This is a genomic window from Streptomyces drozdowiczii (assembly GCF_026167665.1).
In the GTDB taxonomy this organism is placed as follows: Bacteria; Actinomycetota; Actinomycetes; order Streptomycetales; family Streptomycetaceae; genus Streptomyces; species Streptomyces drozdowiczii_A.
On record NZ_CP098740.1, the window covers coordinates 5,770,305 to 5,782,984 of the forward strand.

The window sequence follows — 12,680 nt, forward strand, 5'->3', positions numbered from 1 at the left end:
CCGGATCAGGCGGCCTTCGCCTTGGTCGCGTACATGTCCACGTACTCCTGGCCGGACAGCCGCATCACCTCGGCCATCACGGAGTCGGTCACCGCCCGCAGCACATAGCGGTCGCGGTCCATGCCCTCGTACCGGGAGAACTCCATCGGCTCACCGAAGCGCACGGTCACCTTGCCGGGACGGGGCAGACCCGAACCGCCCGGCTGGAGCTTGTCCGTGCCGATCATCGCGAACGGCACCACCGGCGCGCCCGTCATCAGCGTCAGCCGCGCGATGCCCGTACGGCCCCGGTAGAGGCGGCCGTCGGGGGAGCGGGTGCCCTCCGGGTAGATCGCGAACGCCTTGCCCTCCTCCAGGATCCGGCGCCCCGTCATCAGCGCCGCGACACCGCCGCGCCCGCCGTCCCGGTCGACCGGGATCATGCCGACGCCCGTGAAGAACCAGGCCATCAGCCGGCCCTTGAGCCCCTTGCCCGTCACGTACTCGTCCTTGCCGATGAAGAACACCGGACGGTCGCAGCAGATCGGCATGATCATCGAGTCGATGAACGTCAGGTGGTTGCCCGCCAGGATCACCGGCCCGCTGCCCGGAATGTTCTCGATGCCCTCCATCCGGGGACGGAACATCAGGCGCAGGATCGGTCCGAGCACTGCCTTGATGAGTGCGAGACGGGACAACGCTTCCTCCGGTGTAGTGGCCGGGCCGGCCGGGGCGACGGATTGTAAAGGTCCATGCAGGTGAGGACGATACTCGCGGGTACCGGCCGATCGCACATCGGGTTCACGCAACGGATACGCCGTGTTGACATGTGTTCGCGCCATGTTCGTCCAGGTGCCGCCCCCAGGACCGTGCCCCTGCCTACGCTCGATCCTCGCTCGACAGGTGCCGTACATCACATGCGAGGAGCATTCATGACAGAGCGTGCGCAGGGAGCGCCGGGACGCCGGACCGTCATCGGAGCGGGGGCGGCCGTCCTCGGAACCGCCGCCCTGGGCGTCACCGCAACGGCGCAGGCGGCCGACCGCAACGGCGGACACGGAGGCCGCGGCGGCCACCGCCTCGACCTGCCCGTCCCGACCGTCATCGGCCACCGGGGCACCAGCGGCTACCGCCCCGAACACACGCTGGGCTCCTACCAGCTCGCCCTGGACATGGGCGCGCACATCATCGAGCAGGACCTCGTCCCCACCCGCGACGGCCACCTCGTCTGCCGCCACGAGAACGACATCACCGCCACCACCGACGTCTCCGCGCACCCCGAGTTCGCGAACCGGCGGACCACCAAGACCGTCGACGGCGTCTCCCTCACCGGCTGGTTCACCGAGGACTTCACCCTCGCCGAGCTCAAGACGCTCCGCGCCAAGGAGCGCATCCCGGCCAACCGCCAGAAGAACACGCTCTACGACGGCCGCTGGGAGGTCCCCACCTTCGAGGAGGTCCTGCGTTGGGCCGACCGCGAGGGCCGCCGCCGCGGCAAGCCCGTCTGGCTGTACGTCGAGACCAAGCACCCCACCTACTTCCGGGGGATCGGGCTCGGCCTGGAGGAACCCCTCGCCAAGCTGCTGCGCCGCTACGGACGCCACCGCGCCCAGTCCCCGGTCATCCTCCAGTCGTTCGAGCCCGGCAGCGTCCAGCGCCTGGCCCGGCTCGTCGCGACCCCGCGCATCGTCCTGCTCTCCGGCACGGGCACCAAGCCCTGGGACTTCGAGGTGTCCGGCGACCCGCGCACCACGGACGACCTGGTGAAGCCGGCCGGCCTCAAGTGGATGGCCTCCTTCGCCCAGGGCATCGGCCCCACCCTGGACCTGATCATCCCCAAGGACGCCGCCGGCCGGCTGGCCGAGCCCACCACCCTGGTGCGCGACGCCCACGCGCAGGGCCTCGTCCTCCACCCGTACACGATGCGCAACGAGAACACCTTCCTGCCCGCCGACTTCCGGCGCGGCAGCGACCCGAACGCGTACGGGGACGCGTTCGGCGCGTTCGCCGCGTACTTCGCGACCGGGATCGACGGCATCTTCTCCGACAACCCGGACACCGCCCTCCTCGCGGCGGCGGACTTCACGGCGAAGAAGTAGCACTGTGGGCCCGACTCCCCGTCAGCACCCCGCTCCCGTCACATCGCAGGGGAGTTGGCTATGTCACAGGGGAGTTTGGGCCCCATCCGTTCCCGATGCCTTGGATGTCTGCGCAGAATGCTCGCGGCGGAGGTTGTCGCTCCTGAACCGTGGGAAAGGAGCGGGAGACAACCGGCGGATCAGGTGAGCGGGAGGCATGCGCACATGGGCATGAGCGTGACCATCTCGGCGGCGGACGTGCGGGACGCCGAAGAGATTCTGAAGCTGCAGTACCTCTGTTTCCAGAGCGAGGCGGAGCTGTACGGCAATTACCGCATCGACCCGCTCGTCCAGACCCTCGACTCGGTACGCGCCGAGATCGCGGAGAACCTGGTCTACGTGGCACGGCTCGGCGACCAGGTCGTCGGCTCGGTGCGGGGCTCGACCGACGAGGAGGGCACCGGCCAGATCGGCCGGCTCTGCGTCCACCCCCGCCTCCGGGGCCACGGCCTCGGCGCCCGGCTGCTGCGCGCGGCGGAGGCCGGCCTCGCCGACGAGCGCGCCGCCACCCGCTTCCGGCTGCACACCGGCCACCGCAGCGAGGCCAACCTGAGGCTCTATCAGCGCGCGGGCTACGCCGCCGTGGGCAACGCCCCGGGCAGCGACGGGGTCATGATGATCCTGCTGGAGAAGGAGGCCCCGGCGCCGTCCGCGTACGTGGCCAGCGCCTAGCCGTACGAGCGCCGCGCCCCCACCGTCACGCGGTCCGGGCGCGGCGCAGCCACATCATCCCGGTCACCGGCAGGATCACCGGGATGAACAGATAGTCCCGGCCGCAGTACGACCACACGGTCGCGTCGGCGAATGCGGACGGCTCCACCAGCGTCCACGTCCCCACGATCAGCACCCCGGCCAGCTCGGCCGCGCAGCACACCAGCGCCGTCCGGCGCGCCCGCTCGCCGCCGCGCACCAGCGAGTACGTGATGAAGCCGTAGACGAGCGCGGCGACCGCCGACAGCACGTAGGCCAGGGGCGCGCGGCCGAAGTCCAGGATCATCTGGACGATCGAACGGGAAGCCGCCGCCACGGTGAACACGCCGTAGAACCAGACGAGGACCCGGCCGGGACCGGTGCCGAGGTCGAAGGGCCGCTTCTCGCCGGCCGCCGCCTGCGTGGTGTCGGTGTCGGTCACGGTCAGCTTCCCCAGATGTCGTAGAGCCGTACTTCGAGGACGGCCAGGACCACCGCGCCCGCCGCCACCGTCACCGAGCCCCAGCGGGTCCGCTCGCTCAGCGACAGGAACCCCGCCGCCGGCACGGCGAGGAACGCCCCGGCGAGGTACGCGATGAAGATGGTCATGCCCTGCTCGGGCCGCTCGCCCCGGGCCAGCTGCACGATCCCCGTCACCAGCTGCGCCAGGGCCAGCAGCGAGACGACGGCCATGCCGATGAAGTGCCAGTCCTTGGTGGGCTGGTCCCGGTAGGCGGCGTATCCGCACCAGGCGGCGAGGGCGAGGGCGGCCACGGCGACCGCGACCGTCAGGGCGTCGAGCATGAGCCGAGGGTATTACGGCGCGCCGGGCCCGCCGCCCTCGCCCCCGGTTCGCCGGGGATCGTGGCCTTGACCACAGGGTGCGCTGGACCCGGGCATCGGGGGAGTGGCACATCCGGGGTCGTTGCGGACACATCGCCGCAGGTCAGAGCCGTATGGCTGGAAAGGTTCGGCCGATACGAGGCCGTCGCGGCGACCCATCCACGACTGTCCGCTATCCGGACAACCGGTCCGGCGGCGAACTCACGTCTGTTTTACTTGTGCCCATGACCACGACGAGCAGCCGCACCCTTGCGACCGAGGCGATCACGACGCCCGGTGCTCGTTGTATGGGTCGAATGCGCGCCTTCTGAGGGCCCACGACCGAGCCTCGCGCCCCGAAGCGAGATCCTTCCCGGCCGCCCGTACGGGCCCCGGCCCGCGGTGACCGCCGCGCCCGGACGCCCCGGGAACCCGCTCGGAACGTCCGATCGAAAACGTCCGGATCACCCCCGGACGCATGCCCCGTGCCCGGCGGACACCGCGCCGCGCACTCGACAGTGACGGAAACCCCTGTGATCACCACGACGGGCCTCACGAAGGTCTACCGTTCGCGCGACCGCGAGGTCACCGCCCTGGACGGCGTCGACCTCCACGTACGCGAGGGCGAGGTGTACGGCGTCATCGGCCGCAGCGGCGCCGGCAAGTCGTCCCTCATCCGCTGCGTCAACCTCCTGGAGCGCCCCACCTCCGGCACCGTGACCGTGGCCGGCCAGGACCTCACCGCGCTCGCGGGCCGGGGCCGCCGGGCCGGCAAGGAGCTGCGCGAGGCGCGCAGCCGCATCGGCATGGTCTTCCAGCACTTCAACCTGCTGGCCTCCCGCACCGTGCAGCGCAACGTCGAACTCCCGCTGGAGATCCTCGGCGTCACCGGCCGCGAGCGCTCCCGCAAGGCCCTCGAACTCCTCGACCTCGTCGGCCTCGCCGACAAGGCCAAGTCCTACCCCGGCCAGCTCTCCGGCGGCCAGAAGCAGCGCGTCGGCATCGCCCGCGCCCTCGCCGGCGACCCCAAGGTGCTCCTGTCCGACGAGGCGACCTCCGCCCTGGACCCCGAGACCACCCGCTCCATCCTCCAGCTGCTGCGCGACCTCAACCAGCAGCTCGGGCTCACCGTCCTGCTCATCACGCACGAGATGGACGTCGTCAAGACCGTCTGCGACTCCGCCGCGCTGATGCGGGGAGGCAGGATCGTGGAGTCCGGCACCGTCGGCGAACTGCTCGCCACCCCCGGCTCCGAGCTGGCCCACGAGCTGTTCCCCGTGGGCGGCACCGCCTCCGCGCCCGACCGCACCGTCGTGGACGTCACCTTCCACGGCGAGGCCGCCGCCCGCCCGGTGATCTCGCAGCTCTCCCGTACGTACAACATCGACATCTCGATCCTGGGCGCCGCCATGGACACCGTCGGCGGCAAGCAGATCGGGCGCATGCGCATCGAACTGCCCGGCCCGTTCGAGGAGAACGTCGTCCCGATCGGCTTCCTGCGCGAACAGGGCCTCCAGGCCGAGCTGGTGGACGCCGCACCCGTCTCCGTACCCGCACCGCTCACCAAGGAGGTGGCGAAGTGACCTGGTCCGAAATGCAGCCACTGCTGACGCAGGGCACCGTCGACACCCTCTACATGGTGCTGTGGTCCGCCCTCGTCACCGTCCTGGTCGGACTGCCCCTCGGCGTCCTGCTCGTCCTCACCGACAAGGGCGGACTGCTCCAGAACACCCCGGTGAACAAGGTCGTCGGCGTGATCGTGAACATCGGCCGCTCGCTGCCGTTCATCATCCTGCTGATCGCCCTGATCCCGTTCACCACCTGGGTCGTCGGCACCTTCATCGGCCCCACCGCGATGATCGTGCCGCTCGCCGTCGGCGCCATCCCGTTCTTCGCCCGGCTGGTCGAGACGGCGGTGCGCGAGGTCGACCACGGGCTCGTGGAGGCGGTCCAGTCGATGGGCGGTTCCATCCCGACGATCGTCCGCAAGGTCCTCCTCCCGCAGGCCCTGCCGTCCCTGGTCTCCGGCATCACCACCACCGTCATCGTGCTCATCGGCTACTCCGCGATGGCCGGCGCGGTCGGTGGCGAAGGGCTCGGCTCCAAGGCCGTCACCTACGGATTCCAGCGCTTCGACAACCGGTTCATGCTGATCACGGTCGCGCTGCTGATCGTCATAGTGACCCTCGTCCAGCTGATCGGCGACCTCGCCGTCCGCCTGCTGGCCCGCCGAGGCCGCACCACCTGAGACTTCCTCTCCCCACCAAGCCCGCACTCCTTGTCCGGGCGCACCACCATCACCACCTGAAAGAGGCACTTTTCGTGCGTACCAGCATCAAGATCACCGCCGCCGCCGCGGCCACCACCGCCCTCGCCCTCGGCCTCACCGCCTGCGGCACGGACTCCGACCCGTCGTCCAAGAGCGGCGACACCTCCAAGGCGCTCGTCGTCGCCGCGTCCCCGACGCCGCACGCCGACATCCTCGGCTTCGTCAAGAAGAACCTCGCCGAGAAGGCCGGCCTCAAGCTGGAGGTCAAGGAGTTCACGGACTACGTCCTGCCGAACACCGCCACCGAGACCGGCCAGGTCGACGCCAACTTCTTCCAGCACCAGCCCTACCTGGACGACTTCAACAAGAAGAACGACACCCACCTGGTCTCCGTCGGCACCGTCCACCTCGAACCCCTCGGCCTCTACTCCAAGAAGGCCAAGAGCCTCGACGCCATCAAGGCCGGCCAGACCATCGCCGTCCCCAACGACACCACCAACGAGGGCCGCGCGCTCCAGCTGCTCGCCGAGAACCACCTCATCACCCTCAAGGCGGGTGTCGGCACCAGCGCCAAGCTGAGCGACATCACCGACAAGAAGGGCCTGAAGTTCAAGGAGCTGGAGGCCGCCACGGTCCCGCGCGCCCTGAACGACGTGGACGCCGCCGTCATCAACGGCAACTACGCCATCGAGGCCAAGCTCAAGCCCGCCAAGGACGCCCTCGTCCTGGAGAAGGCCGACGGCAACCCGTACGCCAACATCGTCGCCGTCAAGAAGGGCAACGAGAAGGACCCCCGCGTCCAGAAGCTCGTGAAGCTCCTCCACTCCGACGAGGTCAAGAAGTTCATCGAGGACACCTACCAGGGCTCGGTCGTCCCGGCCTTCGGTGACGCCAAGTCCTGACCCGTACGCGGCACTTGCCCGAGGAGCCCCGCACACCCCGCCCGGGGGGTGCGGGGCTCCGCCGTACCGACCCGGCCATGCACGCGCCCCCGGCGATGCTGCATGCTGTGCATTTACACGGTCTTCGGCATGGAGCTGCGCATGACTTCCACCTTCCCGGACATCTCCATCAGCACGGACCGGCTGGTGCTGCGCCCATTCGACATGGCGGACATCCCCGCGTACATCGAGATGATGAACGACGAACTGGTCACCGCCTGGACCGACGCACCCCACCCCTACACCCAGGTCGACGCCGAACGCTGGGTGCGCAGAATCGCTCCGGCACACCGGACCAAGGGCGACGGGATCGCCCTCGCCGTCACCGAGTTCCTCACCCAGCGCCTCGTCGGCTCCGTACGGCTCCGCAACACCGACTGGCGCACCCTCTCCACCGAGGCCGCCTACATCACCGCCCCCTGGGCCCGCGGCGAGGGCTACGCCACCGAATCCGTGCTTGCCGTCGCCCAGTGGCTCTTCCGCGACCAGGGCTTCGAGCGCATCGAACTGCGCACCGCCGCCGACAACACCGCCTCCCAGCAGGTCGCCCAGAAACTCGGCTGCATCAGCGAGGGCGTCCTGCGCAACGCCCGCATAGCGCGCTCCCAGACGGAGGACGGCGGATGGACCGACATCCGCACCGACCTCATCGTCTGGGGCCTGCTCCCCGAAGACCTCGAAGGCGTCGCCGAACAGCTCGCCGACGCCGGCGGCTACGGCACCTACAACGACTGGAACTGACCGGCGACGGGGCCCCGGCAGCCCGCCGGAGGGGACCCGGTAACCTCACCCTGCCCGCCCCCGGGCCACCCGCCCCGCCTGCGACGACTCCAGGAGAATGACACCAAGATGGCCGACCGGGTCACAGTGATCGGCTGGGACGGCTCGCCGCTGACCAGAGCGGCCACCGCAGCGCTCTCGGCCGCCACCCTGGTCGCCGGAGCCGCCCACCACCTCGCGCTGCCCGAAGTCCCCCGGACCGCCGAACGCATCCGCCTCGGCTCCGTCGACCTCGCCGCCCGCCGCATCGCGGGCCACCGCGGCAGCGCCGTCGTCCTCGCCGACGGCGACCCGGGCTTCTTCGGCGTCGTCCGCACCCTGCGCGCCCCGCAGCACGGCCTGGAGGTCGAGGTCGTCCCGGCCGTCTCCTCCGTCGCCACCGCCTTCGCCCGCGCCGGCATGCCCTGGGAGGACGCCCAGACGGTCGTCGCCCACCCCCGCACCCTGCGCCGCGCCGTGAACGTCTGCCGCGCCCACCACAAGGTCGCCGTCCTCACCTCGCCCGGCGCCGGGCCCGTCGAACTGGCCCTGCTCCTCGAAGGCGTCCACCGCACGTTCGTCATCTGCGAGGAGCTGGGCACCGACCGCGAACAGGTCACCGTCGTCACCTCGGACACCGCCGCCGACCACGTCTGGCGCGACCCCAACGTCGTCATCGTCATCGGCGGCAGCCCCGAACAGCAGGCCGAGGGCGCCTGGATCGCCGGCCGCCACCCCGCCTACCCGCAGGGCGTACGGGGATGGGCCCTGCCCGCCGGGGCCTACCCGGACCCGGGCGCCCGCCCGACCGGGGAGAGCGGCGAGGGCGAGGGCCCCGTCCTGCGCGCCGCCCAGCTCGCCCACCTCGGCCCCCGCACCGGCGACCTCGTCTGGGACATCGGCTCCGGGGGCGGCGCGCTGGCCGTCGAGGCGGCCCGCTTCGGCGCGGCGGTCCTCGCGGTGGACAGCGACCCCGACGCCTGCGCCCGTACCACGGCCGCCGCCCGCGCCTTCGGCGTCCAGCTCCAGGTCGTCGAGGGCCGCGCCCCGCACGTACTGGAACGGCTGCCCGAGCCCGATGTCGTACGCATCGGGGGCGGCGGAGTCCCCGTCGCCACCGCCGTCGCGGACCGCCGCCCGGAGCGCATCGTCACGCACGCCTCCACCCGCGACGAGGCCGAGGCACTCGGTGCCGCACTGGCCGGAAACGGCTACACGGTCGACTGCTCGCTCCTCCAGTCCGTGGAACTCGACACGACCGCCTGGTCGGAGCGCGAACGCACGGTCGTCTTTCTGCTTTCCGCACTTCGTTCGGACCTTGCCCCCTGACCCGTCGGCAAGCGGTGCGAGGTAGGCTGGCCGATCGTCGCACCGCTCCCGGACGTTCGTCGCTTCGTTCGTCAATGTCCGGAAAAGGGGACCGTTTTGGTCCCCGTTGTGGTACGGCAACACCCTGGGACGCGCAACGTGGCGCAGTCCACAGCGGGCCGTGGCGAAATGAGCTGCCGCGGCGGCGAACGACCGCGAGAATGCAGGATGTCCGCGACCGATTCGTGCCGCGCGGTGCGCCCGCTCGTTCCACCGGACGAGCACCGCGTGCCGTGTCCGGGCGTCCCGGGCGAAGGGCCGAAGGAGCACTGACGATGGGCGAGGGGAACGCATGAGTGACACCGGCCGGATCCCGGGCGAGGGACTGCCGGAGAACACGGGCACGGTGGAGCAGCCGGGCGTCCCCGCGCCCGACTCCTACACCTACCTCGAACCCTCCGCGCACACCCCCGAGGACGACGACCTCCTCCTGATGCCGAGCGCCCAGGGCGCCTGGGGCGAACCCCAGCCGACGGCTCAGCCTGCGGACCCCTACGCCGACCCCGCCGCGCAGGGCGCCTACCAGCCGCACTTCCAGCCCCAGCCCGCCGACCCGGCCCACGCCCAGGGCCCCGTCCAGCTCCAGGAGCAGGCCCCCGCGTACGCCATGCACCAGGCCGCCCCCGCGCCGCTGCCCGAGACCGGCCCCGGCGCGCACGAGTCCGGAGGCCGCGACTCCGGCTCCGTCGACCTCGGCGCCGTCCGCATCCCCGCCGCCGCGCAGACCCCCGTACGCCGCCCGCTGCACCGCGGCCCGGCCTCGCCCGAGCCGTCCTACGGCGGTACGTCGGGGGCCGGCGTCGTCCGCTCCCTGGCCGACCGCGGCCCGGCCGGCGCGCCCCCCGCCCGCCACGCGGGCCCGGCGACGGCCGAACCCGAGTACTTCGACCCCCAGCCGGCGGACCAGCCCCTCCCGGGCCCCCAGCTCGGCGAGATCCCGCCGCAGACCGCCCACCAGTGGACGCCGGAGGCGCCGGTTGCCGAGCAGCCGGTCGCGGAGCCCGTGGCGGCCCCGGCCGAGGTCGCGGCACCGGATCCCGTCGCCGTGGCGGAGCCCGAGACGGCTCCGGTCGCCGAGGTGGCCGCACCGGCACCGGTCGCGGAGCCCGTGCCGGCCGCCGAGCCGGAGCCGGTGGCCGTGGCGGAGCCCGTACCGGCCCCCGAGCCACAGCTCGCACCGGCAGCCGAGGCGCCCGCCGAGCCGCAGGCCGAGTCAGCCGCCGAGCCGCAGCCGGAACCCGCTCCGGCCGCCGCGCCGCAGTTCGTCGCGGTCGCGGAGCCCGTCCCGGCCGCCGAGCCGGAGCCGGTGGCCGTGGCGGACCCCGTACAGGCCCCTGAGCCGCAGCCCGCACCGGCCGCCGAGCCGGAGCCGGTGGCCGTGGCGGAGCCCGTTGCGGCCCCCGAGCCGCAGCTGGTCCCGGCTGCCGAGCCGGAGCCCGTCGCGGTGGCGGAGCCCGTAACGGCCCCCGAGGCGCAGCCGGTCCCGGCTGCCGCGCCGGAGCCGGTGGCCGTGGCGGAGCCCGTACAGGCCCCCAGGCGCAGCCCGCACCGGCTCCCGAGCCGCAGCCCGCACCGGCACCCGAGCCGCAGCCCGAGGCCGTGGCCGAGCCCGCACCGGCCCCCGAGCCGGAAGCCGCCCCCGCGCCGGAGGCCGTTGCCGAACAGCCGATACAGCCGGAGGCACTCGCTCCCGTCTCCGAGCCCGAGCCCGGCCCCGAGGTCATCGAGACCCCGGACCTGAGCGACGAGGCGGAGCCCGCAACGGCCGAGGCCCCCGAACTGGCGCCCACGGCGCCCCCCGCACCCGGCTACGACGACGCCGAGCGCGAAGCGGTCCTGCGGGTCATGCGGGAGCGCCGCGACATCCGCAACGGCTTCCGCAGCGACCCCATCCCGCACGAGGTGCTGCTGCGCGTCCTGGAGGCCGCGCACACGGCGCCCAGCGTGGGCCACTCGCAGCCGTGGGACTTCGTGGTCATCCGGTCCGCCGAGACGCGCCGCTCGATGCACGAGCTGGCGCAGCAGCAGCGGGAGGCGTACGCCAAGTCCCTGCCGAAGGCACGGGCGAAGCAGTTCAAGGAACTGAAGATCGAGGCGATCCTCGACACCCCGGTCAACATCGTCGTGACCGCCGACCCGACGCGCGGCGGCCGCCACACGCTCGGCCGGCACACACAGCCGCAGATGGCCCCGTACTCGTCGGCGCTCGCCGTCGAGAATCTCTGGCTGGCGGCGCGCGCCGAGGGCCTGGGCGTCGGCTGGGTCAGCTTCTTCGACGAGCGCGAGATGGTGCGCGCGCTGGGCCTGCCGGAGCACCTGGAGATCGTGGCGTACCTCTGCGTGGGGTACGTGGACGAGTTCCCCGAGGACCCGGAGCTGATGCAGGCGGGCTGGTCGAAGCGGCGTCCGCTGTCCTGGGTCGTCCACGAGGAGACGTACGGCCGCCGCGCCCTGCCCGGCGAGGCGCCGCACGACCTGCTCCAGGAGACGATCTCCAACATCCGCCCGCTGGACGCCAAGGCGCTCGGCGAGGCGTGGGAGCGCCAGAAGCGGATGACCAAGCCGGCCGGTGCGCTCGGCATGCTGGAGATCATCTCGGCGCAGCTGGCCGGGCTCTCCCGGATGTGCCCGCCGCCGATCCCGGAGCCGGCGGCCGTCGCGGTGTTCGCGGGCGACCACGGGGTGCACGCGCAGGGTGTCACGGCGTGGCCCCAGGAGGTCACCGGCCAGATGATCGCCAACATGCTCGGCGGCGGCGCGGTGTGCAACGCCTTCGCGTCCCAGGTCGGCGCCGAGGTGTGCGTGGTCGACGTGGGCGCGGTCGCGGAACTGCCCCCGATGCCGGGCCTGCTGCCCCGCAAGGTACGGGCGGGCACGGCGGACTTCACCACGGGCCCGGCGCTTACCCGCGAGGAGGTCCACGCGGCGATCGAGGTCGGCATCGAGACCGCCCGCGACCTGGTGGCGGCGGGCAACAAGGGCCTGCTGACCGGCGAGATGGGCATCGCGAACACGACGGCGTCGGCCGCCCTGATCTGCGTGTACACGGGGATGGACCCGGCCGAGATCACGGGCCGGGGCACCGGGATCAACGACGAGATGCACGCCCGCAAGATCGACGTGGTGCGGCGCGCCCTGGAACTCCACCAGCCCGACCCGGCGGACCCGATCGGCGTCCTGGCGGCCGTCGGCGGCCTGGAGCACGCGGCGATGGCCGGCTTCCTGCTGGGCGGCGCTTCGCTCCGTACGCCGGTCATCCTGGACGGCGTGAGCGCGGGCGCGGCAGCCCTGGTGGCCCGGGCGATCGCCCCGGAGGCCCTGGCCGCGTGCATCGCCGGCCACCGCAGCGCGGAGCCGGGCCATGTGGCCGCGCTCAACAAGCTGGGCCTGCGCCCGCTGGTCGACCTGGACCTGCGCCTCGGCGAGGGCACGGGCGCGTTGCTCGCCCTTCCGATCGTGCAGAGCGCTGCGCGCGCGATGCACGAGGTGGCGACGTTCGACTCGGCGGGCGTCACGGAGAAGTAGCGCGGCACGTTGCGGGGGCCCTGCCCCCGTACCCCCGCTCCTCAATCGCCGCAGGGGCTTGATTTGGCGCGGCCACTCTCAGCCCCACCGGCGTTCGAGGCGCGGGGTCCGGGGCGGCGCCCCGGTTTCGGGAAGGGGCGGGGAGGGGGCAAGGCCCGCCGCAGGCGCACCCCTCCCACCCCGTATCGT

General features: G+C 72.4%; 10 protein-coding genes and 1 pseudogene. 8 read left to right on the forward strand and 3 right to left on the reverse strand.

Going from position 1 to position 12,680, the window contains the following annotated elements:
- Window positions 1-5: 5 nt before the first annotated feature.
- Window positions 6-677 carry a lysophospholipid acyltransferase family protein gene (locus NEH16_RS26300; protein ID WP_073967842.1) on the reverse strand — a complete coding sequence of 224 codons (672 nt, stop codon included), beginning with the start codon at window positions 675-677 and terminating at the stop codon, window positions 6-8.
- Between the two features lie 234 nt (window positions 678-911).
- Here NEH16_RS26300 and NEH16_RS26305 point away from each other — a divergent pair, with 234 nt between their 5' ends.
- Together NEH16_RS26305 and NEH16_RS26310 are read left to right on the forward strand one after the other, a co-directional pair.
- Window positions 912-2,078 carry a glycerophosphodiester phosphodiesterase gene (locus tag NEH16_RS26305; protein ID WP_265545305.1) on the forward strand — a complete coding sequence of 389 codons (1,167 nt, stop codon included), beginning with the start codon at window positions 912-914 and terminating at the stop codon, window positions 2,076-2,078.
- 204 nt (window positions 2,079-2,282) lie between these two features.
- On the forward strand, window positions 2,283-2,789 hold the full coding sequence (locus tag NEH16_RS26310; protein WP_265545307.1) for a GNAT family N-acetyltransferase: 507 nt from the start codon (window positions 2,283-2,285) through the stop codon (window positions 2,787-2,789).
- A 25-nt stretch (window positions 2,790-2,814) separates the two neighbouring features.
- Here NEH16_RS26310 and NEH16_RS26315 read toward each other — a convergent pair whose 3' ends face one another.
- Both NEH16_RS26315 and NEH16_RS26320 read right to left on the reverse strand, forming a co-directional pair.
- Entirely contained in the window at window positions 2,815-3,249 is a 435-nt protein-coding gene (locus NEH16_RS26315) for a hypothetical protein (protein WP_073967839.1), read from the reverse strand.
- Between the two features lie 2 nt (window positions 3,250-3,251).
- Window positions 3,252-3,611, reverse strand: a complete 360-nt coding sequence (locus NEH16_RS26320) for a hypothetical protein (RefSeq protein WP_018103833.1) — start codon at window positions 3,609-3,611, stop codon at window positions 3,252-3,254.
- A gap of 551 nt (window positions 3,612-4,162) precedes the next feature.
- Between NEH16_RS26320 and NEH16_RS26325 the strand changes: the two genes are divergently transcribed.
- The 6 genes and pseudogenes from NEH16_RS26325 to cobT all read left to right on the forward strand — a co-directional run bounded on the left by NEH16_RS26325 (window position 4,163) and on the right by cobT (window position 12,491).
- Window positions 4,163-5,212, forward strand: coding sequence for a methionine ABC transporter ATP-binding protein (locus tag NEH16_RS26325; RefSeq protein WP_073967838.1), 1,050 nt, complete (start codon window positions 4,163-4,165; stop codon window positions 5,210-5,212).
- Window positions 5,209-5,877, forward strand: a complete 669-nt coding sequence (locus NEH16_RS26330) for a methionine ABC transporter permease (RefSeq protein WP_265545308.1) — start codon at window positions 5,209-5,211, stop codon at window positions 5,875-5,877. Before NEH16_RS26325 ends, NEH16_RS26330 begins: the two co-directional genes overlap by 4 nt.
- A 74-nt stretch (window positions 5,878-5,951) precedes the next feature.
- Window positions 5,952-6,800, forward strand: a complete 849-nt coding sequence (locus tag NEH16_RS26335) for a MetQ/NlpA family ABC transporter substrate-binding protein (RefSeq protein ID WP_073967836.1) — start codon at window positions 5,952-5,954, stop codon at window positions 6,798-6,800.
- 102 nt (window positions 6,801-6,902) lie between these two features.
- Complete coding sequence (locus NEH16_RS26340; RefSeq protein WP_073967835.1) at window positions 6,903-7,580, forward strand: GNAT family N-acetyltransferase; 678 nt, start codon at window positions 6,903-6,905, stop codon at window positions 7,578-7,580.
- A gap of 108 nt (window positions 7,581-7,688) precedes the next feature.
- Window positions 7,689-8,927, forward strand: coding sequence for a precorrin-6y C5,15-methyltransferase (decarboxylating) subunit CbiE (cbiE, locus tag NEH16_RS26345; RefSeq protein ID WP_265545309.1), 1,239 nt, complete (start codon window positions 7,689-7,691; stop codon window positions 8,925-8,927).
- 331 nt (window positions 8,928-9,258) lie between these two features.
- Window positions 9,259-12,491: pseudogene (gene cobT / locus NEH16_RS26350) on the forward strand (nicotinate-nucleotide--dimethylbenzimidazole phosphoribosyltransferase).
- Window positions 12,492-12,680: the final 189 nt, after the last annotated feature.

Excerpts from the sequence above, each read along its gene's own strand:
- NEH16_RS26305 (WP_265545305.1), top strand. The coding sequence starts at position 912 with ATGACAGAGCGTGCGCAGGGAGCGCCGGGACGCCGGACCGTCATCGGA.
- cbiE (WP_265545309.1), top strand. The coding sequence starts at position 7,689 with ATGGCCGACCGGGTCACAGTGATCGGCTGGGACGGCTCGCCGCTGACC.
- NEH16_RS26340 (WP_073967835.1), top strand. The coding sequence starts at position 6,903 with ATGCTGTGCATTTACACGGTCTTCGGCATGGAGCTGCGCATGACTTCC.
- NEH16_RS26320 (WP_018103833.1), bottom strand. The coding sequence starts at position 3,611 with ATGCTCGACGCCCTGACGGTCGCGGTCGCCGTGGCCGCCCTCGCCCTC.
- NEH16_RS26310 (WP_265545307.1), top strand. The coding sequence starts at position 2,283 with ATGGGCATGAGCGTGACCATCTCGGCGGCGGACGTGCGGGACGCCGAA.